The sequence below is a fragment of the Xanthomonas sp. NCPPB 3959 genome (assembly GCF_056675575.1).
This window is the reverse complement of the sequence record NZ_JBWWVR010000012.1, coordinates 157,760-179,909: the sequence shown is the minus strand read 5'-3', so window position 1 is coordinate 179,909 and position 22,150 is coordinate 157,760. Positions and strand designations below refer to the sequence as shown.

Below are 22,150 nucleotides of genomic sequence, written 5' to 3'. Positions count from 1 at the left end.
GCCACCGGGGTCGATATGCTACCGGGATTGGCCGCAGCACGCCGACGCATGCCAGTTGCCGTCAGCCAATCCCGAATCCCCAATGCCAAATCCCGGCTACTCGATGTTCTGCACCTGCTCGCGGATCTGGTCGATCAGCACCTTCAGATCCACCGCGGCGTTGGAGGTGCGGCTGTCCACCGACTTGGAGCCCAGCGTATTGGCTTCGCGGTTGAATTCCTGCAGCAGGAAGTCCAATCGACGGCCGACCGGTTCGCGCTGCTTGAGCACGCGGCGGATCTCGGAAATATGGCTGGACAGGCGATCCAGCTCCTCATCCACGTCCAGCTTCTGCAGCCACAGCACCAGTTCCTGCTCGGCGCGCCCCGGGTCCACCGGATGCGGCAGATCGGCCAGGCGTGCGGCGAGCTTGGCGCGCTGACCTTCGCGAATGGCCGGAATCAGCGTGCGCACTTCGGCGGCGATGCGTTCGATGGCATCCACCCGCTCGCTGATCGCCTCGGCCAGCTTGCCGCCTTCACGCTCGCGCGCGGCGACGAAACTGTCCACCACCTCATCGAGCAATGCCAGGGCCTGCGCCTGCAACGCCGGTGCGTCCACGTCCTGCACCTGCAGGACGCCGGGTAGCTGCAACAGATCGGTGAAGCCGACCTGCAATTTGGGAAACACACCGTCGAGCCGCGTGGCCAGTGCGCCCAGTTCCTGCAGCAAGGATTCGTTGACGGCCAGGGTCTGCGCGTTGTCCGGCGCGCGCAGGCGCAGCGCCAGATCCAGCTTGCCGCGGCTGTTTTTTGCCGCCACGCGTTCGCGCAGCATCGGCTCCAGCGCACGCAGTTCTTCGGGCAGGCGCACGCCTATTTCCAGAAACCGGTGGTTGACCGAGCGCAGCTCGCAACCGAGCGTGCCCCAGGGCGTGATGCGTTCGCCGCCAGCAAACGCGGTCATGCTTCGAATCATCGTCAGTCCCGTGCCTTCAAAGCGCGAATGGTACCCTAGCCGCCCGCGCTGGCTGACCGCCTCGCCACGCGCTGACCCAGACCCACCTCCCGACTTCCGGACTCATCGCATGACCTTTTCCCGTCCCAGCGGCCGCACGGCCGACCAGCTGCGCCCGGTGCGCATCGAACGCGCTTTCACCCGTCACGCCGAAGGCTCGGTGCTGGTCAGCTTCGGCGACACGCGCGTGCTGTGCACCGCCAGCGTGGAAAACCGCGTGCCGGGGTTCCTGCGCGGCAAGGGCGAAGGCTGGGTGACCGCCGAATACGGCATGCTGCCGCGCTCCACCCACACCCGCTCCGACCGCGAAGCCGCGCGTGGCAAGCAAGGCGGGCGCACGCTGGAAATCCAGCGTCTGATCGGCCGCGCATTGCGCGCCTGTGTGGATCGCAATGCCCTGGGCGAGCGCACCATCACCCTGGACTGCGACGTGCTGCAGGCCGATGGCGGCACCCGCACCGCTGCGATCACCGGCGCCTACGTGGCGCTGGCCGATGCGGTGAACCTGCTGCTCAAGCGTGGCGACATCAAGAAGCATCCTTTAATCGGCGCCGTCGCTGCGGTGTCGGTGGGCATCTATCGCGGCGAGCCGGTGCTGGATCTGGATTACCCCGAAGACAGCGACTGCGACACCGACATGAATGTGGTGATGAATGACGGTGGCGGTTTCATCGAGCTGCAGGGCACCGCCGAAGGCCACGCGTTCCGCCGCGACGAACTCAACGCGCTGCTCGCCCTGGCCGAAAAAGGCATGGGCGAATTGTTCGCCCTGCAACGCGCTGCACTGGCCGGATGAGCCGTCGCATCGCCCTGACCACGCTGCTGGTTGCCGACTACGACGCGGCGATTGCCTGGTACACCGGCGCGCTGGGTTTCCAGGTGCTGCAGGACCGGCTGCTCGACGGTGGCAAGCGCTGGGTGGTGATCGGCCCGGGCAGCGCGCAGGACGCCGGCTTGCTGCTTGCGCAGCCGGCCGACGCCGCGCAGCAGGCGCGCATCGGCGACCAGACCGGTGGGCGGGTGGATCATTTCCTCTACACCGAGGACTTCTGGCGCGACCACGCGGCCATGCAGGCGTTCGGCGTGGAATTTCTGGAAACCCCGCGCGAGGAGCCGTACGGCACGGTCGCTGTATTCCGCGACCTGTACGGCACCAAGTGGGATCTGCTGGAGCCCAAGCAATGAAACAACTGGTCCTGGCCAGCGGCAACGCCGGCAAGCTGGAAGAACTCCGTGCCATGCTCGCAGAACTGCCGCTGCGCATCGTGGCGCAGGGCGAACTGGGTGTCGAAGACGTGCCGGAAACCGGCCTGACCTTCGTCGAGAACGCCTTGATCAAGGCGCGTCATGCCAGCGCGGTCACCGGCCTGCCGGCACTGGCCGACGACTCCGGCCTGATCGTCGATGCCCTCGGCGGCGCGCCCGGCTTGTATAGCGCGCGCTATGCCGGCAGCCCAACCGATGCGCAGGCCAACAACGCCAAGTTGCTCGAGGCCATGCGCGACGTGCCGGCCGAGCGCCGCAGCGCGCGGTTTTATGCGGTGATCGTGCTGCTGCGTCATCCGGAAGATCCGCAACCGCTGATCGCCGAAGGCAGCTGGGAAGGGGTGATCACCACCGAACCGCGCGGCGATGGCGGCTTCGGCTACAACCCGGTGTTTCTGGACCCGGTGTACGGCCTGACCGCTGCGGAAATGGAGACTGCGTTGAAGAACCGGCTGAGTCACCGTGCGGTGGCACTGGCTACGTTGCAGCACAAGCTGCACGCCCTGTCGCTGTGAACGATGGCCTGATGCAGTGTCCGACCTGATTCCACCGCCGCTGTCGCTGTACGTGCACCTGCCTTGGTGCGTGCGCAAATGCCCTTACTGCGATTTCAACTCGCACGCGGCCAAGGGCGTGCTGCCGTTCGAGGAGTACGTGGATGCGTTGATCCGCGATCTGGATAACGATTTGCCGCTGGTGTGGGGGCGCGTGGTGCATTCGGTGTTCTTCGGCGGTGGCACGCCGAGCTTGTTTCCGCCCCAAGCCATCGACAGATTTCTGCAAGCGGCGGCTGCGCGGCTGCGCTTTGCACCAAATCTCGAGATCACCCTGGAAACCAATCCAGGTACCGCCGAGCATGGCCGCTTCGATGGTTATCGCGCCGCCGGCGTGAACCGCCTGAGCTTCGGGGTGCAGACCTTCGACGATGTGGCGCTGCAGCGGCTCGGTCGCATCCACGACAGTGCCGAGGCCGAGCGCGCGATCAAACTCGCGCAAGATGCCGGCTACGACAATTTCAATATCGACCTGATGTACGCGCTGCCCGAGCAGACCCTGGCGCAGGCCGAGCGCGATCTCGAGCGCGCCTTTGCGTTGCAGCCTACGCACATGTCGCATTACCAGCTCACGCTGGAGCCGAACACGGTGTTCTTCGCGCGGCCGCCCAAAGGCATCCCCGACGACGATGCGGCCTGGGATATCCAGGAACATTGCCAGCGTCTGCTGGCCGAGGCCGGCTACGCGCAGTACGAAGTGAGCGCCTACGCCAAGCCCGGGCGGCAATGTGCGCACAACCTCAATTACTGGCGCTTTGGCGATTATCTGGGCATTGGCGCCGGTGCGCACGGCAAGATCAGTTCCGGCGCCGAGCAGCACGTACTGCGGCGGTGGAAGCACAAACATCCGCAGAGCTATCTGGCCAGCGCCGGCAACGCCGCGTCGATCGGCGGCGATGAGGTCGTGCCGCGCGCGCGGCTGCCATTCGAATACATGCTCAATGTATTGCGTCTGCACGAAGGCTTCCGGCTGAGCGATTTCGAAGCCTCCACCGGTCTGGAGGCGTCAGAGATCGCAGCGCCGTTGGCGCGCGCGGTCGCGCAGGGCTGGATGACCGAGCAGGACGGACGCGTGATACCGACCGAACTGGGCCGCCGCTTCACCAACGACGTGGTCGAGTTATTCCTGACCTGACGCTGGTCAGCAAACCCTCGCGAGCGCCCGTCATCCACGCGTGACCGGCACGGCAGGTCTGGAGTGTTCGAGGGGTCCATCGCACCGAGAATGGCCGCGCCTGGCCGCTCCAATGTCGCGCGGCAACGCGGAAAACATGCTACATAGCTCACGCTTCGAACCGAGCACACCTCCACGGATGTCCACGCCCGCCTCTTCCCTGCAGCACACACTCAGCGGCCCGATTGCCGATGCGCCGGTTTCCGCGCGCGGCCGGCATCTGCTCGCGGCACTGCACGCGCTCTGCGTGCAGGCGCTCAGCGGGCCGCTGCGACTGACCATCGTCGAGCTGGAACGCGAGTTGCTGCATCAGGCCGAACATGCGCGCAACAGCCAGATCCAGGCCGAAACCTACGCGCAGACGCGTGGCCTGCGCGATCATATCGATCGGTTTCCGCAAGCCTTTCTGCAGCAGCTGGCGCAGGATCTGGCCAACCTGCGCGAGCGCCCGTCGCTGACACCGCTGGCCGATGCGCCGGCGCATCCGCAGATGCTCACACTGGTGGAAGACACCGATATCGACCGCGACATCGTGCTCAGCGAGATCGCACGCCGCGAAACCTCGCGCCGTGCCGATGCGCTGCAATTGCTGGCGCAACGGTTGGCGGTGATCGGCGTGGTTGCCGAATTCGAACTCGAAGAAGTCCCGCTCGGTCCTTACGCGCTGTGCCGGCTGCTGCGCCAATGCGGCGAAACGCTGGGGCTGAGCCTGGATGGGCAACTCACGCTGTACCGCGTGTTCGAGCGTCAGCTGATCGAGCGTTTGAACGATCTGTACGAGCGTGTCAACAGCGTCCTCGCACAAGAAGGCATCCTGCCGGGGCTGATCTATCACCCGTATCTGGTCAAGCCCACGCAGGTGCAGACGCGGCGTGCGCTGCCTGCATCGGCCATTGGATCGCAGGATGCTGCACCCACCAACGCGCGCGCGATGCCGCCGCGTGGCGGGCAACCGGCGACCGGCTGGAGCGGGCAGTCCGCACCGACACCGTGGCAGAGCGCCTTGCTGGATCCGTCAGATTTTCCGATGACACTGGCTGCGGCTACATACGGTGAGCAGGCAACACCTGCATTGAGCGATGCAATGCAGGCGCTTGGCGGCCTGATGTCGTCGGCACGTCAGTCGCAGGCGGCCGGCAACGCAGGCCCATCTGCGCATCACAGTGCATCGAATCACGGCGCTGCCAATCACGGCACAGCGCCCGTAACAGGCTCGCAGGCAACACCTGAAAGAGTGTTTCCCCAGCTGGCTTCCACGGCAGTCCCCAAAGCCGCGCTCGGCGACGCGCTGGCCAGCATGCAAGGCGCGTTAGCTGCGCAATCGACTGCAGGGGCAGGCATCGATGCGGTGCAGCGGCAGGTGCTGGAGTTGCTGCGCGCCCAGCACGGCCCGGACGCGGCGCTATCGCCGCAGGACACCGACACCTTCGACCTGCTCGGCCTGCTCTACGCGCAGATGCAACGCGAAGTGCGCGAGCAGACCCCGGCGCAGACCTTGCTTGCCAAGTTGCAGGTACCGGTGGTGCGCGCGGCATTGGCCGACACGCATTTTTTCGTGCGCGATCAGCACCCGGTGCGCGAATTGCTCAACACCGTGGCCGAGTCCGGTGCGGTGTGGCTGGGCGAGGACGATGTCGACCCGCAGTTGCTGCACAAGCTGGGCAATGCGGTCGACAAGATCGTCAACGACTATCACGGCGACGAAAGCGTCTTCGCTGCGGCCAACGACGAGATCCAGACGCATCTACGCGCACTGGCGCGCAAGGCCGAGGTCGCCGAGCGGCGCCACGTGGATGCCGCACGCGGCAAGGAACGGCTGGAATCGGCCAAGCAGCAGGCCGCCGAGCGCATCGAGGATCTGTGCGAGCAGAGCGCGCCGCCGCGTTTCGTGCAATCGCTGCTGCGCCAGGCGTGGTCGGACGTACTCACGCTCACGCTGCTGCGGCAAGGCGAGCAATCGCCCGAATGGGATGAGCGCCAGGCGCTGACGGCGCGTATCGCCGAGGTCACCTGCCTGAGCAAAGGTCAGCCCACCGACACCGCGCTCGGTGGCGATGTCGAAACCGCGCTGCTGCAGATCGGCTATCACCAGGACGAAGCAGCGGCGATCGCACGGCGCCTGTCCACGCCCGGTGGCGAGGACGAGATGACCTCGCGCACCGAACTCACCGCCAAACTCAGGGCGCGCACGCGGCTGGGCGACCAGGGCGACAACGCCCCGCGCAAGGACATCGCCACACAGCGCTCGTCGGCCGAAGAGGCGTACTACACGCAGTTGCGCAGCCTGCCATTCGGCACCTGGTTCGAATTCGTGGTCAACCAGCAGGGCGATCTGCGTCGGCAACGGCTGTCCTGGTACAGCCCGATGACCGACAACGCGCTATTCGTCAATCAGCGTGGGCAAAAGATCGGCGAGCAGTCGCTGGATGGTCTGGCGCGGCTGATGGCCGGCGGCCAGGCGCGCCTGCTGATCGAAGAAAAATCGCGTCTGATTGATCGCGCCTGGCATGCCACCGTGCGCACGTTACGTCACCTTGCCGGCCAGTCGCCTGCTGCAGAGGTCGCCCCATGATCCAGGACACCCGTCGCGCACCGCGCCGTCAACCGACCGATCTGGTGCCGGTCACCGACATGCTCAGCGAGGCGCAGATCGGCCGCGTTGGTAATGTGTCGGAAACCGGCATGCTGTTGCTGGCTTCGGTTCCGCTGCATGACGACGCCTTGTATCAATTGCGCTTCACCCTGCCCGAGCGCGTGGGACGCGCCACCGAGATCGATGTCGGCGTGCACCTGCTGTGGTCCGAAGCCGCGCACGCCCCCGGACAGGCCTGGGCCGGTTTTCGCTTTCTGACCATGTCGGAGCCACATCGGCGACGCCTGCGCGCCTGGATCTCCGAAGAACACATGGCCGGCTGAAGGCACAGCGCCGCTGCCAGGATTGCGGCAAAATTGCGCATTGCCTTTGCATTGCCGATCGAGCCCCGCATGACCCAGCCGTCCTTGAGCCACCTGTATTCCGACCACCTGCGCACGCTGACCGCGCGCGCCGATCAGGCGCTGCAACGCGGCGGCTTCGATCACCTGGTCGTGCCCAGCGGCAGCCTGCATTACCAGGTGTTCGACGACCGCGATTACCCATACGCTGTCAACCCGCAGTTCAAGGCCTGGGTGCCGCTGACGCGGGTGCCCAACAGCTGGCTGATCTACACCCCGGGCAAGCGCCCGACGGTGATCTTCTACCAGCCGTTCGACTACTGGCATGTGGTGCCCGACGCCCCCAGCGGCTGGTGGGTGGAACACTGCGACATCCACATCATCCGCACCCCGGACGCGGCCTTGGCGCTGCTGCCCAAACAGCCCGAGCGCTGCGCGATTCTTGGCGAGGCGCAGAGCGCGCTCGGCGCCTATGTGCCGAACAATCCGCAGCCGGTAATCCATTACCTGGACTACCAGCGCGCCTTCAAGACCCCATACGAACTCGCACTGCTGCGCATTGCCCAGCAGCTGGCAGTGCGCGGCCATCGCGCCGCCGAAGCGGCATTCCGTGCAGGCCAGAGCGAGTTCGGCATCCACATGGCGTATTGCGCAGCCGTCGGCCAGGACGCCAACGAACTGCCGTACGGCAACATCATCGCGCTCAACGAACACGGCGCAGTGCTGCACTACACCGAACTCGGCCAGCAGCCACCGCAACCGCTACGCAGCTTTTTGATCGATGCCGGTGCCTCGGCCTACGGCTATGCCAGCGACATCACCCGCACCTATGCCGCCGACCCTGGCAGTGAATTCCAGGCGCTGATCGATGCGGTCGATGCCGCACAACTCCGCATGGGCCAGAACGTGCGCGCAGGTGTGGATTACAAGCAGCTGCACGTGGACGCGCATCTGGCGCTGATGGGCATCCTCAAGGAGTTCGGCATCCTCACTGTGTCACCGGAGGCTGCGTTGGCCACCGGCGTCAGCGCCGCGTTCTTCCCGCACGGGCTGGGCCATCTGATCGGCTTGCAGGTGCACGACGTGGCAGGCTTTGCGGCCAGCGACCGCGGCGGGCGTATCGAACGCCCCGCCGGCCACCCGTATCTGCGCCTGACCCGCGTGCTCGAACCGGGCATGGTGGTCACCATCGAACCGGGCGTGTACTTCATCGACATGCTGCTGGACGAGGTCAAAAAGAACGGGCACGCCGCCAGTGTTGACTGGCAGCGCGTGGAGCAGTTCAAGCCTTACGGCGGCATCCGCATCGAAGACGAGGTGGTGTGCACCGATGACGCTCCCGAAAACCTGACGCGCCCAGTGTTTGCCGCACCATAAATTATTCTGCACAGCACGGAGCATCGCCATGAACGATCCACGCCAACCCTCGCACCCGGACCATCCGATGTATCAGCAGATCGAGCGCGGTGTGCACGCGATCGACGCCGCACACGGGCGCGAGCCCGACCAGACCAGCGCGCGGCTCACTGCCGCGTTGCTGCCGCTGGCCAAGGAAGGCGGCTTGTCGCGCGTGGATCACGTACTGATGAGCGAGGCCAACAACAAAGGTGTGCACGGCGGCGAGAACGTCTTCGTGGTGCAAGGCGACCCGGCCAACCCGGCGCATCTGCGCGCGCATATGAAAACCGAGCAGGCACTTGGCATGCCGGAAGAACAATCGTTCGAGCGTGCGCGGCAGCTTGCGTCGCCGGACGAGCAAGTCCAGCCACCAGAACCCACGCAGACACCGCGGTTGAGGCAGTAAGATCGGCTAATAAAACGACTGAGCGGATGCCTAACAGTGAGCGCAGGGTTTTGTCAGCCGCATCTTGGTGATTGCCGTCAGAAGTCCAGGTCAACCGCTGAGTCGGTCGAGGGCGCGGTGCCCTCGCCGCTCGCGGGACACGCCGCAAGTACGTCCATGTAGGCTCGGTGGCGGTATCCATGCCGCCACACGGTCCCGCAATCGGCGAGGACACCGCACCAGAAGTCAGTCGGTTGCTTTGTTGAAAACCATGCACACCGACCATCTCCACTGGTCCTTGCCCGCCCACCGTCGCGGGACCTTATGCGGCATGGATGCCGCATAAGAGCTTACAGGGACGCACTTGCAGCGTGTCCCGCGATGGTGGACGGGCAAGGGCCCTGCAGCCAGGCCGCAGATCAGCCGCCCTGCAGCAGGCCGGCATGAAGTCGTTCTGTTAGCTGTTCTAAGTAAGGCGATAAACCCGATTCGACGCGTCGTCGATGCGACGCGCGTTGGACGCAACATTACGCAACGCTGCCGGCCATCTCCGCTTCGATCTCGTCGGCACTGCGCGCCAGCGCATCGGTCAACACGCGATGGCCTTCGGCGGTGATCAGCACGTTGTCTTCGGTGCGGATGCCGATACCGCGCCACCTGGCCTCCGCCGTGGTGTCGTCGGCGGAAATATAGAGCCCCGGTTCGATGGTGAACACCATGCCGGGTTCGAGCAGACGCGAGTCGCCTGCCAGCCGGTAGTCGCCTACATCGTGCACATCCAGGCCCAGCCAGTGGCCGGTCTTGTGCCGATAAAAGCGCTTGTAATGGCCGTCGGCGATGTTGCGTTCCAGCGTGCCCTTGAGCAGCCCCAGGCGCAGCAATCCTTCGGTCAAGGTTTCCACTGCGGCCAGATGCCCGGCTTCGTACGCTACGCCGGGGCGCGCCTGCGCGAGTGCGGCAGCCTGCGACGCGCCGACCAGATCGTGCAGCGCGCGCTGTGCCGACGTGAAGCGGCCATTGACCGGGAAGGTGCGGGTGATATCGGCCGCATAGCCGCGATATTCGGCGCCGGCATCGATCAGCACCAGCTCACCATCGCGGCTGCGCGCTTTGTTGGCGCGGTAGTGCAGCACACAGGCATTGCTGCCGGTGCCGACGATACTTCCGTACGCCGGCCACGCATCGGCGGCGCGAAATTCGCGCTCGACCTCGGCCTGCAGTGCGTACTCATGCACGCCCGGCTGCGCCAGCCGCATCGCGGCGCGATGCGCGCGTACGCTGATGTCGGCGGCCTTCTGCATCAACGCGATTTCATCGCGCGATTTGAACAGACGCTGCTCGTGCAGCAGATGCCCCAGTTCGAGGAATTCGTGCGGCGGTTGCGCGCCGTGGCGCACCTGCTCGCGCACGCGCTTGAGCCAGCCGATCAACTTGAGATCGAAATCGACATCGCGCCCGAAGTGGTAGTAGACGCGGCTACGGCCCTCCAGCAACCCCGGCAGGATCTCGTCGACATCGTCGATGGGATACGCATCGTCCATGCCGTAATGCGCCACCGCGCCTTCCTGACCTTCGCGCGGGCCATCCCAGGCTTCGCGCTCGGCATTGCGCTCGCGGCAGAACAGGATCGCCTCGCCATGCTTGCGCCCGGGCACCAGCACCAGCACCGCTTCAGGCTCCGGAAAGCCGCTCAGATACCAGAAGTCCGAATCCTGCCGATACGGGTAATGGGTGTCGTGGCTGCGTACCCGCTCGGGTGCGGCCGGCAGGATCAGAATCGCCTGCTCGCCGGCCATCTGCATCAACTGCTTGCGCCGGCGCGCGTATTCGGCCGCGCCGATCCCGGTGAGCTTTTTCATGTCGGTCGCGCGGTCAGTTCAAACGTTGGCGGAAACGCGGCCCCATCACGCAGTCGCCATGCAGCAACAGCACCGCCACGCGCACGAACTCTTCGATCTCCGCCAGCGCGGTGTCGTCTTCATCGGCGGCATCGAAATCGTCGCTGGAGGCCTGCGCCAGCCGCGCCAGGTCCTGCAGCGCTTCTTCGCCCTCTTCGGTCAGTGCCGGGCGCTGCTTTGCAGCCAGACCGAACCCGCCCAGGAAGGCACGACACCAGTCGAACAAGGCATCGGTACGCGCCGCCAGCGGTGCGCCGTCGTCGATCAACAGGAGCTCGAAGGCAAAATCGCGGTCTTCCAGCTGCGCCACCGTGGCCTGCCGCATCTGGTCCAGGGCGCCGCCCTGCTTGGGCGGTACCTGCGCCACGTCGGCCAGCACGTGCCCCAGCCAGTCGCCGCTGTCAGCGCCACCACCTGAAAGCCAGCCGCACAGCCCGCCGTGCAATTCCGCCGCAGAGGACGCCAGCGCCAACTGGCGACTCTCGTTTTGCACAGCGGTTACGTCAGGCAGATCCATCAGGTCATCCAGGCTAAGAACAGAAGGGGCCGGCACACCGGCCGGCGATCAGACTTCCCAGTGTATCAAGGCACCCCGCCCCGGCTGCTACTGCCGCGTTCCATGCAGCGTTCCACGCGCACGACGCCGGCTTAGCTAGAGCCAGCGCCAGCCCTTGTCGGGATTGGCCTGACGGCGGGTGAGCGGGCCGTGATCGCGCGCTTGACCGCCGCGCGCACGCGCCCCTATCGTGAGCGCATGGACAACGCTGCCGCCCTCGCCCAACTCCGCGCACTTACCGCCCGCGTGGAGGCGTTGGTCGAGCGCACCCAACGGTTGACCGACGAGAACCGCAGCCTGCGTCATCAGCAGGAGCAGTTGATCGGCGAGCGTGCGCAGTTGTTGACCAAGAACGAACAGGCGCGCTCGCGCGTGGAAGCGATGATCGTGCGCTTGAAGTCACTGGAGCAACACACGTGAGCAACAACGAGCCGGTCAGCGTGCGTATTCTGGATCGTGAATACACGGTTGGCGTCACCGCAGACGAACGCGAGAGTCTCACTGCTGCGGCACGTCTGCTGGATCTGCGCATGCGCGAGATCCGTGGCAGCAATCGCATGGCGGCGGTGGATCGCGTTGCAGTGCTGGCAGCGCTCAATCTGGCGCACGAATTGCAGCAACTGCGCGAACAGCAAGCGCTCTACGAGCGTGAGTTGGCGAACACGCTGGACAACTTGAATCGTCGTCTCGACAGCGTGGCCGACACACCGCGTTGAAGTGCAATTCGCACTGTCGTCGCAAATATGAATTTTCAATCGCGCCGGCCGACGAATGGGCTAGCCATCGCGCAGCAGAGGTCTATACTTCACCTGCGTTCTCTGCTGTAAACGACAGCGTGCAAAACATTCGCCTTGTCCCTTAATTACGACCATGGGGGCGCGACGAAGCCGGGAGTGCAAGTCCGCCTTGTAGCGGGAAGCCCGATGGCCTCACAACGTCCCCACTTGAACCCCGGGTTCAAGGTCGTTTCGCCCGCATCGTTCATGGCGGAGAATGCAAATCTGAAACGGCGCCTTCGGGCGTCGTTTCTTTTTGCGTGTCTGAAACAATGCGTCATCCCTTCCGCAATGAGACACCCATGACCGACGACCGAGATGCATTGCGCCAGCAGTTGCGTGCGCAGCGCCGCAGCCTGCCGGCGACGCAGCGATTGGCGGCCGCCGATGCGCTGGCCGAGCGCTTGCTGGCGCTACCGTTCGCGCCGCAGACCGGTGCCGTGGCCGGGTATTGGGCGATGGATGGCGAAATCGCATTGCACCGGTGGCAACTGAGTCTGCCGGCCGGCGTGCGCTATTGCCTGCCGGTGCTGGACGGCCGCGTGCTGCGCTTCGCGCCGTGGCGGCCGGGCCAGGGCCTGGTCAGCAACCGCTACGGCATCCCCGAACCGGACGTGGAGCGCGCCGAGCTGCTTGCACCCGAGGAAATGGCATTGGTGATCACGCCGCTGACCGGCTTCGATGCGCAGTGCCGGCGGCTAGGCATGGGAGGCGGCTGGTATGATCGCAGCTTCGCGTTTCGGCATCGCCAGGCGCCGCCGCCCTGGCTGGTCGGCGTCGGCTTCGCTGCGCAGCAGGTTCCCGCCTTGCCCGCAGAATCGTGGGACGTGGCGGTGGATGCCGTCTGCACCGAACGCGCCACCTTCCTGAAAAACGACACCGTGTCCGTATGACTGCCCGCAAGCGCTATTGGTTGATGAAGTCCGAGCCGGACACGTTTTCCATCGATGATCTGGAGCGCGTCGGCACCGAGCCGTGGAACGGCGTGCGCAACTACCAGGCGCGTAATTTCATGCGCGACGGCATGCATGTGGGCGATGGGGTGTTCTTCTACCACTCCAACTGCAAGGTGCCGGGCATTGTCGGCATCGCCAAGGTCGCCAGCGCGGCCTACCCGGACGACACCCAGTTCGACCCCAAGTCCGATTACCACGACCCCAAGGCCAGCCGCGAAGACCCGCGCTGGATGCTGGTGGACGTGTCCTTCGAGCGCAAACTCAAGCGCACGATTGCGCTGGACGAAATCAAGCAGCAAGCCGATGCGCTGGGCGAAGGCTTCCCCTTGATCGCCCGCGGCAACCGCCTGTCGATCCTGCCGGTGACTGCCGCGCAGTGGAAGCTGCTGCTGGCGATGGAATCGCCGTGATTCGGGATTGGGCATTGGGGATTGGCCTACTGCCCGCCCGCGTCGCACCGCTTTGACGAATCCCCAATCCCCAATCCCGAGCTCTCACCCATGTCCGAAGCAAAACGCCTGGCCGCCGAAAAAGCGATCGATTACGTGGAAGACGGCATGATCGTCGGCGTGGGCACCGGCTCGACGGTGGCCTATTTCATCGACGCACTGGGCCGCATCGGCCATCGCATCAAGGGGGCGGTGTCCAGCTCCGAGCAGAGCAGCGCGCAGCTCAAGCGCCACGGTATCGAGGTGCTGGATCTCAATCACACCGGCAACCTGTCGCTGTATGTGGACGGCGCCGACGAGTGCGACCCGAACCGCTGCCTGATCAAGGGCGGCGGCGCGGCGTTGACGCGCGAGAAGATCATCGCCGAGGCCAGCGAGCGCTTCATCTGCATCATCGACCCGAGCAAGCAGGTGCCGGTGCTGGGCACCTTCCCGTTGCCGGTGGAAGTGATTCCGATGGCGCGCAGTTTGGTGGCCCGTCAGATCCTGGCGCTCACCGGCGGCCAGCCGGTGTGGCGCGATAACGTGATCACCGACAACGGCAATGTGGTGCTGGACGTGCACAACCTGCAGATCACCGACCCGGTGGCGCTGGAGCGCAGTTTGAACCAGATTCCCGGCGTGGTCTGCGTGGGCCTGTTCGCGCGTCGCCCGGCCGATGTGGTGATCGTCGGTGGCGAACCGCCGCGCGTGATCTAAGCGGTGACCTGCGCGCGTTCGCGCGCGCATTTCCGGCCTGCGGCGCGAAGCCACTGCGGGCCGCCCACCTACTGCACGCGATGACCGGCCCAACCCACCACGCCGGCTTGACGCACGCGGCCGCTTGGCAGATGGTGCGCCATTCCCGTCCGTTGGTACGCCGCATGCGCCATGTTCACTTTCTCGCCCTCGCCTGCCTGATCCTGCTGAGCGGCTGCGCCAGCGCCGGTAGCGCGTGGGTGGAACTGGCCGGCACGCGTTACCAGGTGGAACTGGCGCAGAACGACGCCGATCGCGCAAAGGGCCTGATGTTCCGCGATGCCATGGCCGAAGATCACGGCATGCTGTTCATCCACGACCGCCAGGAGCCGCTGGCGTACTGGATGAAGAACACCAAGATCGCGCTGGATATCCTGTATTTCGACAACCAGCGCCGGCTGGTGTCGCAGCAACGCGACGTGCCGCCGTGTTCGGCCGGCGATGCCTGCCCGCCCTACCCCAGCAAGCAGCCCGCCCGTTACGTGCTGGAGCTCAATGCCGGCCAAGCCGCCAAGCTCAATCTGCAGGACGGCGCCACGCTGAACTTCAGCCCGGACATCCCGAAGCTCAAGTAAATCTCACACCACAGGCCATTCCTGTCAGGAAGTACCGGACTTGAACCACGCGCCGCTTGCCGACACTCTTGGCAGCATGGTCGACATGCTCCCACTTCCCCATTGGACCGCGCTCGCCAGCCTGGACGACGACGCGGTGCCGTTGATGTCCACCGCGCTGCTGATCGCGCGCGACGAGTATCCGCAGCTGGATGCCGAGCTGTACGACACGCTGGTGCAGAGCCACGTGGAGCATCTGCGCCGTGAAGTAGAGGCGATCGACCTGTGGCCGCTGAAGATGGCCGCGGTGAATCGCTATCTGTTCGACGAGCTAGGGTACTCGGGCAATCACGACGAGTATTACGACCCGCGCAACAGCTACCTCAATCAGGTCTTCGAGCGCCGCCTGGGCAACCCGATCTCGCTGGCGATGGTGCAGATCGAAGTCGCGCGCCGGCTGGGCATTCCGCTGGCGGGGGTGTCGTTTCCCGGGCATTTCCTGGTGCGTCTGCCGGTGGACGACGGCGTGCTGGTCATGGACCCGTTCAACGGCGGCCGCCCGCTGGGCGTGGACGAGCTGCGCGAGCGCGCGCGTCCGCACCTGGGTGGCGAGATCCCCGACGACCGCGCCCTGGCGCAGATTCTCGACCCGGCGCCGCACCGCGCGATCCTGATCCGCATCCTGCGCAATCTGCACGGTGTGTACGCCGATGCCGAGCACTGGGACCGCGCCGCCCGTAGTGCCGACCGCATCCTGAAGTTGGTGCCGGATCAGCCCGAAGCGCTACGCGATCGCGGCATGGCCTATCTGCATCTGGGCCACCGCAACGGCGCCCGCCACGATCTGTCGCGCTATCTGGTGCTTAATCCCGGCACGCAGGACGCGGCCAATCTGCATGAGCATCTGGTCGAGCTGAACAGTCAGCGCGCGCGCGCGCACTGAAATCACCGCCAACTGCGCGTTCGTCGGCGTCGCGCGAGCGGGCGCAGGCGAGGTTCTGGCGCGAAAAACGCAGTCACTCAACTGCGCTGCAAAGGCCTCAGTCGATCTCGATCATCTCGAAGTCGTCCTTGGTCACGCCGCAATCCGGGCAGGTCCAGGTCTCAGGCACGTCTTGCCAGCTGGTGCCCGGGGAGATGCCTTCTTCGGGGATGCCGTCGGCCTCGTGGTAGAGAAACCCGCAGACGACGCACATCCAGGTGCGGTAGGTGGTCGTGGATGTCTCGCTCATCGGATAATCGCGGTCACGCAACGGTGGGACTGCATTGTCCCATCCCACCCACTGCTTCCGGAAGCGCTGCCATGCCCGACCTGCACAACGCCCGCGGCGTCTACCTGATCACTCCAGACGAGCCCGACACTGCGCGCCTGCTCGCGCGTACGCGACCGCTGCTGCCTGCCGTCACCTGGCTGCAGTACCGCAACAAGCAGGCCACCACGGCGCTGCGATTGGAACAGGCCAGCGCGCTGCGCGAGGCCTGCGCTGCGCACGGTGTACCGTTGATCATCAACGACGATGCGCAGTTGGCGTTGCAGGTGGGCGCGCAGGGCGTGCATCTGGGCGAAGACGATGGCGAGGTGGCGGCGGCACGCGCGCTGTTGGGCGCGCAAGCCATCATCGGGGTGTCGTGCTATGACGAGATCGCGCGTGCGCAGGCGGCGGTGGCGGCCGGTGCGAGCTATGTGGCCTTCGGTGCGTTCTTCCCGACCACGACCAAGGTGACGACACGTCGCGCCTCGCCTGCGCTGTTGCAGCAGGCCGCTGCGCTGGGAGTGCCACGCGTGGCGATCGGCGGCATCGCGGCTGCGCAGGTGCCGGAGTTGGTATCAGCGGGTGCCGAGTTGATTGCGGTGGTCAGCGGGGTGTATGCGGCACAGGATCCGGTCGCGGCAGTGCAGGCATATCGGGCCGGGTTTGCGCAGTAGCGCTGCTGGCAGACGATTGCCTTACTTGAAACACGCGCTGTCCAAGCCGCCAGACGCAAGACCATCAAGATTTCGAGTCGTAGCGATGTTTGATGCAGTCGGAAGCTCAGGTCAAAAGCTTGGTTGGTCGAGGGCGCGGTGCCCTCACCGCTCGCGGGACACGCCGTGAATCCGTCCCTGGAGGCTCGGTGGCGGCATCCATGCCGCCACACGGTCCCGCAATCGGTGAGGACACCGCACCAGAGAGTGAGTCGATAGCCTTGTGAAAAGCTGCCCATCTCGCTGGTTGCATTGGCTCGCTGATGCAGTCCGCAAATACATGAGAGTTAAGCGCATTAAAGGCACATCATGCATTGCTTGCACCATGCACACCGACATTATCGACTGGTCCTTGCCCGCCTACCGTCGCGGGACCTTACGCGGCATGGATGCCGCGTAAGAGCCTACACGGACGTACTTGCGGCGTGTCCCGCGATGGTAGGCGGGCAAGGGCCCTGCAGCCAAACCGCAGATCAACCGCTCTACACCTGATCTATCCGCATCGTCCAACCCACTCAAGACAACCGAATGGTCGAGTCGTCGCGTCGGATAGATGCAGGCAAAAGCTCAGTGGGCCGAGGGCGCGCTGCCCTCGCCGCACCAGAGCGTTGGCCGTGACCCGGTAAAAAGTCGCGCGGATCGCGCGCCTTATTCAGACGATTGAAGCTGGTTAGAGCCCCATCGCTAAAAAAAAACAGCGACGCGTGCCATCACGCGTCGCTGCCGGTTTTGACTCCGTCGCCCAACGCGATTAGAAGTCGTAGCTCAGCGTCACCCGGCCCGAGCGCGGCGACTGATAGGCGACGACCTGATCCCATAGCGGGTTGGTGGTGTTGTCGGGCAGCTGCGAGAACGGATAGATATTGGTCGCGGTCTGCTCGTTGGTGATGTTGAACACGTCGAAGCGCAGTGCCAGCTTGCCGGCGGCGAATGCCGGCTTGTAGGTCACCCCCATGTCGAGCTGCGCGATCCAGCCCAGACGCCCCTGCGAACCCGGAGGCGATGCCACGCCGGTGCCGGTTTCCGGGTTGTAGCAGTAGTGGTATGGCCCGCCGGTGATCGCGCTGCCACCGTAGCCCGCCGGGTCCGTGCCGGGGTAGTTGTCGCCGTAGTAGTTGCCCAGGCAGTTATGCGGCGCGCCCGAAATCAGGCTGAAGTTGGCCGACGCACCCCATTGCGGAGTGAACTGGTAGAAACCGAACAACTTGAGCTGATGGCGGTGATCGTTGGATTGATCGCCGTTGAAGTGTTCCATCAGCGCCGCGTGGTCCCAGCTCTGCGTGGTGGAGACCGAGGCCTGGCCCTGATAGCTACCGAGTGCCCCGCCGGTGCGCCACAGATCCGAACGCACCTGACCTTCGGTGGTGCCGTAGCTATGCGACCAGACGTAGTTGACCTTGGCGTACCACTGGCCGTCGAACGGGCGCTCCAGGTTGAACTCCACCGCCGAGTAATTACGCTTGAACTTCGGGAAGCCCGCAGCCTCGCGGCTCACCGCCACTTCATGGAACTGGCCATCGGTGCCGATCACGCCCCAGGTGTTGGTCTGGCCGGGATTGATCAGCGATGCACCGGCAACCTGCGAGAAGTCGATGGTCACGCCCTGCGCGGCGGCGGCAGCGATCAACGCAGTGTTGGAGACGTCGTAGTTCTGATCGTCGATACCCGCATTGAGGCGACGATGCGTGCCGCGCACGCCCAACACCCAGCCGGTGTCCAGCTGCTTGGTGAAACCAAGGATGATCTCGTCCTGGTTCTCGCCTTCGATGTCCTTGACCACCGCGGTACGTACATCGGCGATGCGACCGAAGCGCGAGTTGGCCGACACGGCCGAACCCAGCTGCTGCGCAAGAATCGGCGTGCCGTCGGCGTTGATGCCGCTGTAGGTGAAATAGGTATCTGTGGTGATCTGAGGTGTGAACAGACCTACTGCCGACAGCGGCAGGCCGAGATAATAACGGCCGATGTTGCCGAACACCTTCAGGCTGGAATCGCCGTTGACGTCCCAGCTGAAGCCCAAGCGCGGCGCCCAGGCATTGTCCACTTCGATGTAGGGGTCGCCGGACGGGGTGTAGTTGGTGAACTCGTCCTTGCGCAGACCGATGCTCAGCAACACGTTGTCGGTGACCTGCCACTTGTCTTCGATGTAATAGGCGCGTTGCTTGGCCTCGTACGAATACAGGCTGGTATTGATGTTGCGCACCACGTAATAACCGCTCGATCCGTTGACCGGATCGACCAGGCCCGGGCTCGGCGCACCGATGCCGCCAGCTTCGTTGGCAGACTGGCTGACCAGTCCGCCCGTCCCTACACCGTTAGGATCATCGGTCTGGCCGTAAGTCCACGAGTATCCAGGGCCACGTAATTGGGAACCAACATCGATACCCTCGGACTTCTGGTTGTCGATACCGAAGTTGAGCGTGTGGTGACCGATGCGCCACTCAAGGTTCAGACGCTGATTGTCCTTCTTGTAGGCACGGTCAGGCGACGTGATCGCCGTATTTACCGGCTGCCGTCCGTCTATGGGAGTACCGCCCGTGTAGGCAGGATTTTGCAATGCGGTGCTGTCGATGAACGGGCCATCCTCAGCGTTGTAGTTGTACTGAGTCAGCTCGTCAGGCGTTTTCATCTTGCCGTACAACGCGGTCACGGTGAGGTTGTCGTTGAGATAGCCGGTGTACTTGCCGGTGAACAGGGTCGGGCCGGTCTTCCAGGTCGCGTCGTTAGTGATATAGCTGCCACGCTCACGTGCCAGGTAATCGTAGCGGTAGATGGAGCCGTTGGTTTCGGCCTCGTCGCTGGCGCCGGTCACCTCGATCAGATGATTGTCGGTGATGTTCCAGTCCACCTTGGCGTACCAGCGCTTTTGCTTGTAGTCGTAGTCGGTGAGGCCACCGGTACGGCCGTTGTCGGTGTCGCGATTGGTGCCGACGCGCACGCCGTCCGAATCCACCTGCTCGGCCGCCAGGAAGAAGAATAGCTTGTCCTGAATGATCGGCCCGCCGACATAGGCGCTGTAGGTGGTCTGGTTGGCTTCGGCCTCGCTGGCCGGCTGGTACAGGCCGTTGGCTGCGCGCGCATAGCGATAGGCGGCGTTGTTGACGGTGCTGGCCTGCGCATCCGGGCGCCAGTAGATGTCGCGCTGATTGGCGCGCAGGCCGTTCGGCTCCCAGATGACCGCTGCGCCGAACTTCCACTCGTTGGTACCGCGCTTGCCGATCTGGTTGATCACACCGCCGTTGGCGCGGCCGTATTGCGCGCCGTAGCCGCCGGTAAAGATTTCCTGCTGGTCGATAGCGCCGTACGGCAGGGTCAGACCGCCAAGATTGTTGCTGATGGTGGTGGTGTTGAAGCCATTGAGGTAATAGGCGTTTTCGCTGGCGGCCGAGCCGCCGAAGCTGGGCAGCGAACCACCCAGCGGGCCGTTGTCGAAGCCGCCGCTGTTGACCACCACGCCCGGCGCCAGCAATGCGATGGCTTCGGCGGTGCGGCCCAGCGGCAGTTGCTGCAGCTGCTCGGCGGTGACCACGGTGCGCGTGTCCACGCTGCTGACGTCAATGGTGGTCAGGCCCGCGGCGGTGACGGTGACGCTATCCAGGGTCTGCATACCGCTCCCCGCAACGGCGGCGAACGACACATCGGTGTTCGCGCCAACGGTGATCGCGACGTTTTCGCGGGTTTCCACCACCGCGCCATCGCGCTTGACCGTGACCTTGTAGGTACCCAGCGGCAGATTGCCGGCGGTGTAACGGCCGCGCGCATCCACCGGCACTTCGCGGGTGAAACCGCTGTTGTTTTCCACCAGCACGCTGGTGCCGCTGCTCTGCCCCACGCTGCCGACGATGCTGCCGCTGGTGGACTGCGCGTGGACGCTCCCCATCGCCACGACCAGCGCCAACGCCAAGGCACGCTTCTGGATACTACGGTTCATGCTTTCTCCCCAAGTCTGGAACTGTCGGCAACGCGACAAAAATGAACGGCGCTAGTGGCTACCGGAATCACACTTTCTGAACATTCGTATCGAAGCGCCAATGACCACCCGCCATCAGCTCATGCCCCAAACCATCGATACCGTCCCGTTCGATCATAGGCAGCTGCGTTGCCCTACCCGCCTGCTCCGACGGGTAGGCAGGCACACGGTGGGTAGGCGGATAGGGGGCGCAAGCCTGACAATGGCGCGTGCGCTGCCCGTGGTCGGGCAGCGCCGCCCTATCGGCATCACTCAAGGATCTACGCGCATGAACCACTCCCGCTCCCACGCCCTGTTCGCCCAGGCTCAGACCCTGCTGCCCGGCGGCGTCAACTCACCGGTGCGGGCGTTCAAGTCGGTGGGCGGCGAGCCGTTCTTCGTGGCGCGCGCCGATGGCCCGTATCTGTATGACGTGGACGGCAACCGCTACATCGACTACGTGGGCTCGTGGGGGCCGATGATCGCCGGCCACAATCACCCGGCGGTGCGCGAGGCGGTGGAGCGTGCGATCCGCAATGGGCTGTCGTTCGGTGCGCCGTGTGCGGCCGAAGTGACCATGGCCGAGACGATCAATCGGCTGGTGCCCTCCTGCGAAATGGTGCGCATGGTCAATTCCGGCACCGAAGCCACGCTGTCGGCGGTGCGCCTGGCGCGCGGCGCCACCGGGCGCAATCGCATCGTCAAGTTCGAAGGCTGTTACCACGGACACGGCGACTCGTTTCTGGTCAAGGCCGGCAGCGGCATGCTCACTCTGGGCGTGCCGACCTCGCCCGGCGTGCCGCCCGGCCTGAGCGAGCTGACCGCCACCCTCACCTTCAACGACTTCGAAGGCGCCACGGCGCTGTTCGACGAGATCGGCGCCGATGTGGCGGCGGTGATCATCGAACCGGTGGTCGGCAACGCCAACTGCATTCCGCCGCAGGCCGGCTACCTGCAGCACCTGCGCACACTGTGCACGCGGCACGGCGCGCTGCTGATCTTCGACGAAGTGATGACCGGGTTCCGCGTTGCGCTCGGTGGCGCGCAGGCGCATTACGGGGTGACCCCGGACCTGAGCACCTTCGGCAAGATCATTGGCGGCGGCATGCCGGTGGGCGCGTACGGCGGCCGGCGCGACTTGATGGAACAGATCGCACCTTCCGGCCCGATCTACCAGGCCGGCACCTTGTCGGGCAATCCGGTGGCGATGGCAGCGGGCCTGGCGATGCTGGAGCTGGTGCAGGAGCCGGGCTTCCACGCACGCCTGAGCGCGCAGACCAGCGCGCTGTGCGAGGGCCTGGAAGATGCCGCCCACGCGGCCGGCATCGCGGTCACCACCAATCAGGTCGGCGGCATGTTCGGGGTGTTCTTCACCGACGAGATCGTGGAGAGCTACGCGCAAGCCACCGCCTGCGATATCACCACCTTCAACCGTTTCTTCCACGCGATGCTGCAGCGGGGCGTGTATCTGGCGCCATCGGCGTACGAAGCCGGCTTCATGTCCAGCGCGCACGACACTGCGGTGATCGAAGCCACGCTTGCAGCGGCACGCGAGGCATTTGCGGAAGTGGCGCGCTGAGGCGCATTCATGCGGGTCGCTG

At 65.0% G+C, this 22,150-nt stretch carries 22 protein-coding genes and 1 other RNA gene; 18 read left to right on the top strand and 5 right to left on the bottom strand.

The window, feature by feature from the left end; genetic code table 11:
• Nucleotides 1-96 precede the first annotated feature (96 nt).
• Nucleotides 97-957 (bottom strand): YicC/YloC family endoribonuclease, encoded by an 861-nt coding sequence (locus tag AC1KVG_RS15405; RefSeq protein ID WP_168958750.1) that lies wholly within the window; start codon nucleotides 955-957, stop codon nucleotides 97-99.
• Nucleotides 958-1,066: 109 nt separating this feature from the next.
• Here AC1KVG_RS15405 and rph point away from each other — a divergent pair, with 109 nt between their 5' ends.
• From rph to AC1KVG_RS15365, 8 genes are all read left to right on the top strand, one after another.
• Nucleotides 1,067-1,792: a ribonuclease PH gene (gene rph, locus AC1KVG_RS15400; protein ID WP_005996762.1), complete on the top strand. Its 726-nt coding sequence runs from the start codon at nucleotides 1,067-1,069 to the stop codon at nucleotides 1,790-1,792.
• The gene (locus AC1KVG_RS15395; protein WP_481094959.1) at nucleotides 1,789-2,181 is read left to right on the top strand and encodes a VOC family protein; all 393 of its coding nucleotides are present in this window, start codon (nucleotides 1,789-1,791) and stop codon (nucleotides 2,179-2,181) included. The genes rph and AC1KVG_RS15395 overlap by 4 nt, the downstream gene beginning before the upstream one ends.
• Nucleotides 2,178-2,777, top strand: coding sequence for an RdgB/HAM1 family non-canonical purine NTP pyrophosphatase (gene rdgB / locus AC1KVG_RS15390; RefSeq protein ID WP_481094958.1), 600 nt, complete (start codon nucleotides 2,178-2,180; stop codon nucleotides 2,775-2,777). The genes AC1KVG_RS15395 and rdgB overlap by 4 nt, the downstream gene beginning before the upstream one ends.
• A 16-nt stretch (nucleotides 2,778-2,793) precedes the next feature.
• A complete protein-coding gene (gene hemW / locus AC1KVG_RS15385; protein ID WP_481094957.1) occupies nucleotides 2,794-3,951 on the top strand; it encodes a radical SAM family heme chaperone HemW in 1,158 nt (385 codons plus the stop codon).
• A 178-nt stretch (nucleotides 3,952-4,129) separates the two neighbouring features.
• Complete coding sequence (locus AC1KVG_RS15380) at nucleotides 4,130-6,562, top strand: DUF1631 domain-containing protein (protein WP_481094956.1); 2,433 nt, start codon at nucleotides 4,130-4,132, stop codon at nucleotides 6,560-6,562.
• The gene (locus AC1KVG_RS15375; RefSeq protein ID WP_481094955.1) at nucleotides 6,559-6,906 is read left to right on the top strand and encodes a PilZ domain-containing protein; all 348 of its coding nucleotides are present in this window, start codon (nucleotides 6,559-6,561) and stop codon (nucleotides 6,904-6,906) included. Before AC1KVG_RS15380 ends, AC1KVG_RS15375 begins: the two co-directional genes overlap by 4 nt.
• Nucleotides 6,907-6,975: 69 nt before the next feature.
• Nucleotides 6,976-8,301: a Xaa-Pro dipeptidase gene (gene pepQ, locus AC1KVG_RS15370; protein ID WP_481094954.1), complete on the top strand. Its 1,326-nt coding sequence runs from the start codon at nucleotides 6,976-6,978 to the stop codon at nucleotides 8,299-8,301.
• Between the two features lie 28 nt (nucleotides 8,302-8,329).
• Nucleotides 8,330-8,728, top strand: a complete 399-nt coding sequence (locus AC1KVG_RS15365; protein ID WP_481094953.1) for an XVIPCD domain-containing protein — start codon at nucleotides 8,330-8,332, stop codon at nucleotides 8,726-8,728.
• Nucleotides 8,729-9,234: 506 nt separating this feature from the next.
• On the opposite strand, the gene AC1KVG_RS15360 is transcribed toward AC1KVG_RS15365, so the two are convergent.
• Entirely contained in the window at nucleotides 9,235-10,566 is a 1,332-nt protein-coding gene (locus AC1KVG_RS15360) for an aminopeptidase P N-terminal domain-containing protein (RefSeq protein ID WP_481094952.1), read from the bottom strand.
• 13 nt (nucleotides 10,567-10,579) lie between these two features.
• Entirely contained in the window at nucleotides 10,580-11,122 is a 543-nt protein-coding gene (locus AC1KVG_RS15355; RefSeq protein ID WP_006451375.1) for a YecA/YgfB family protein, read from the bottom strand.
• 237 nt (nucleotides 11,123-11,359) lie between these two features.
• On the opposite strand from AC1KVG_RS15355, the gene AC1KVG_RS15350 reads away from it, so the two are divergent.
• The 8 genes from AC1KVG_RS15350 to AC1KVG_RS15315 all read left to right on the top strand — a co-directional run bounded on the left by AC1KVG_RS15350 (nucleotide 11,360) and on the right by AC1KVG_RS15315 (nucleotide 15,577).
• The gene (locus AC1KVG_RS15350; RefSeq protein ID WP_043889867.1) at nucleotides 11,360-11,581 is read left to right on the top strand and encodes a TIGR02449 family protein; all 222 of its coding nucleotides are present in this window, start codon (nucleotides 11,360-11,362) and stop codon (nucleotides 11,579-11,581) included.
• Nucleotides 11,578-11,877 (top strand): cell division protein ZapA, encoded by a 300-nt coding sequence (locus AC1KVG_RS15345; protein WP_006451377.1) that lies wholly within the window; start codon nucleotides 11,578-11,580, stop codon nucleotides 11,875-11,877. Before AC1KVG_RS15350 ends, AC1KVG_RS15345 begins: the two co-directional genes overlap by 4 nt.
• A gap of 96 nt (nucleotides 11,878-11,973) precedes the next feature.
• Nucleotides 11,974-12,158, top strand: a non-coding RNA gene (gene ssrS / locus AC1KVG_RS15340) — 6S RNA.
• Nucleotides 12,159-12,239: 81 nt separating this feature from the next.
• Entirely contained in the window at nucleotides 12,240-12,830 is a 591-nt protein-coding gene (locus AC1KVG_RS15335) for a 5-formyltetrahydrofolate cyclo-ligase (RefSeq protein ID WP_481094951.1), read from the top strand.
• Nucleotides 12,827-13,303, top strand: coding sequence for an EVE domain-containing protein (locus tag AC1KVG_RS15330; protein WP_162498384.1), 477 nt, complete (start codon nucleotides 12,827-12,829; stop codon nucleotides 13,301-13,303). The genes AC1KVG_RS15335 and AC1KVG_RS15330 overlap by 4 nt, the downstream gene beginning before the upstream one ends.
• A gap of 90 nt (nucleotides 13,304-13,393) precedes the next feature.
• Entirely contained in the window at nucleotides 13,394-14,041 is a 648-nt protein-coding gene (gene rpiA / locus AC1KVG_RS15325; protein ID WP_023904977.1) for a ribose-5-phosphate isomerase RpiA, read from the top strand.
• A gap of 164 nt (nucleotides 14,042-14,205) precedes the next feature.
• On the top strand, nucleotides 14,206-14,655 hold the full coding sequence (locus tag AC1KVG_RS15320) for a DUF192 domain-containing protein (RefSeq protein ID WP_481094950.1): 450 nt from the start codon (nucleotides 14,206-14,208) through the stop codon (nucleotides 14,653-14,655).
• Nucleotides 14,656-14,695: 40 nt separating this feature from the next.
• A complete protein-coding gene (locus AC1KVG_RS15315) occupies nucleotides 14,696-15,577 on the top strand; it encodes a SirB1 family protein (protein WP_481094949.1) in 882 nt (293 codons plus the stop codon).
• A gap of 97 nt (nucleotides 15,578-15,674) precedes the next feature.
• Here AC1KVG_RS15315 and AC1KVG_RS15310 read toward each other — a convergent pair whose 3' ends face one another.
• Entirely contained in the window at nucleotides 15,675-15,914 is a 240-nt protein-coding gene (locus tag AC1KVG_RS15310) for a rubredoxin (RefSeq protein WP_481094948.1), read from the bottom strand.
• Nucleotides 15,915-15,937: 23 nt separating this feature from the next.
• Between AC1KVG_RS15310 and thiE the strand changes: the two genes are divergently transcribed.
• Nucleotides 15,938-16,561 (top strand): thiamine phosphate synthase, encoded by a 624-nt coding sequence (thiE, locus tag AC1KVG_RS15305; RefSeq protein ID WP_481094947.1) that lies wholly within the window; start codon nucleotides 15,938-15,940, stop codon nucleotides 16,559-16,561.
• A gap of 790 nt (nucleotides 16,562-17,351) precedes the next feature.
• On the opposite strand, the gene AC1KVG_RS15300 is transcribed toward thiE, so the two are convergent.
• Entirely contained in the window at nucleotides 17,352-20,531 is a 3,180-nt protein-coding gene (locus AC1KVG_RS15300; protein WP_481094946.1) for a TonB-dependent receptor, read from the bottom strand.
• Between the two features lie 307 nt (nucleotides 20,532-20,838).
• On the opposite strand from AC1KVG_RS15300, the gene hemL reads away from it, so the two are divergent.
• The gene (gene hemL, locus AC1KVG_RS15295) at nucleotides 20,839-22,128 is read left to right on the top strand and encodes a glutamate-1-semialdehyde 2,1-aminomutase (RefSeq protein ID WP_481094945.1); all 1,290 of its coding nucleotides are present in this window, start codon (nucleotides 20,839-20,841) and stop codon (nucleotides 22,126-22,128) included.
• Nucleotides 22,129-22,150 lie beyond the last annotated feature (22 nt).

What these genes read in the sequence shown, in the direction of transcription:
- AC1KVG_RS15405 (WP_168958750.1), bottom strand. Translation starts at nt 957, where the DNA reads ATGATTCGAAGCATGACCGCGTTTGCTGGCGGCGAACGCATCACGCCC.
- rph (WP_005996762.1), top strand. Translation starts at nt 1,067, where the DNA reads ATGACCTTTTCCCGTCCCAGCGGCCGCACGGCCGACCAGCTGCGCCCG.
- AC1KVG_RS15395 (WP_481094959.1), top strand. Translation starts at nt 1,789, where the DNA reads ATGAGCCGTCGCATCGCCCTGACCACGCTGCTGGTTGCCGACTACGAC.
- rdgB (WP_481094958.1), top strand. Translation starts at nt 2,178, where the DNA reads ATGAAACAACTGGTCCTGGCCAGCGGCAACGCCGGCAAGCTGGAAGAA.
- AC1KVG_RS15380 (WP_481094956.1), top strand. Translation starts at nt 4,130, where the DNA reads ATGTCCACGCCCGCCTCTTCCCTGCAGCACACACTCAGCGGCCCGATT.
- AC1KVG_RS15375 (WP_481094955.1), top strand. Translation starts at nt 6,559, where the DNA reads ATGATCCAGGACACCCGTCGCGCACCGCGCCGTCAACCGACCGATCTG.
- pepQ (WP_481094954.1), top strand. Translation starts at nt 6,976, where the DNA reads ATGACCCAGCCGTCCTTGAGCCACCTGTATTCCGACCACCTGCGCACG.
- AC1KVG_RS15365 (WP_481094953.1), top strand. Translation starts at nt 8,330, where the DNA reads ATGAACGATCCACGCCAACCCTCGCACCCGGACCATCCGATGTATCAG.
- AC1KVG_RS15360 (WP_481094952.1), bottom strand. Translation starts at nt 10,566, where the DNA reads ATGAAAAAGCTCACCGGGATCGGCGCGGCCGAATACGCGCGCCGGCGC.
- AC1KVG_RS15355 (WP_006451375.1), bottom strand. Translation starts at nt 11,122, where the DNA reads ATGGATCTGCCTGACGTAACCGCTGTGCAAAACGAGAGTCGCCAGTTG.
- AC1KVG_RS15350 (WP_043889867.1), top strand. Translation starts at nt 11,360, where the DNA reads ATGGACAACGCTGCCGCCCTCGCCCAACTCCGCGCACTTACCGCCCGC.
- AC1KVG_RS15335 (WP_481094951.1), top strand. Translation starts at nt 12,240, where the DNA reads ATGACCGACGACCGAGATGCATTGCGCCAGCAGTTGCGTGCGCAGCGC.
- AC1KVG_RS15330 (WP_162498384.1), top strand. Translation starts at nt 12,827, where the DNA reads ATGACTGCCCGCAAGCGCTATTGGTTGATGAAGTCCGAGCCGGACACG.
- rpiA (WP_023904977.1), top strand. Translation starts at nt 13,394, where the DNA reads ATGTCCGAAGCAAAACGCCTGGCCGCCGAAAAAGCGATCGATTACGTG.
- AC1KVG_RS15320 (WP_481094950.1), top strand. Translation starts at nt 14,206, where the DNA reads ATGCGCCATGTTCACTTTCTCGCCCTCGCCTGCCTGATCCTGCTGAGC.
- thiE (WP_481094947.1), top strand. Translation starts at nt 15,938, where the DNA reads ATGCCCGACCTGCACAACGCCCGCGGCGTCTACCTGATCACTCCAGAC.
- AC1KVG_RS15300 (WP_481094946.1), bottom strand. Translation starts at nt 20,531, where the DNA reads ATGAACCGTAGTATCCAGAAGCGTGCCTTGGCGTTGGCGCTGGTCGTG.
- hemL (WP_481094945.1), top strand. Translation starts at nt 20,839, where the DNA reads ATGAACCACTCCCGCTCCCACGCCCTGTTCGCCCAGGCTCAGACCCTG.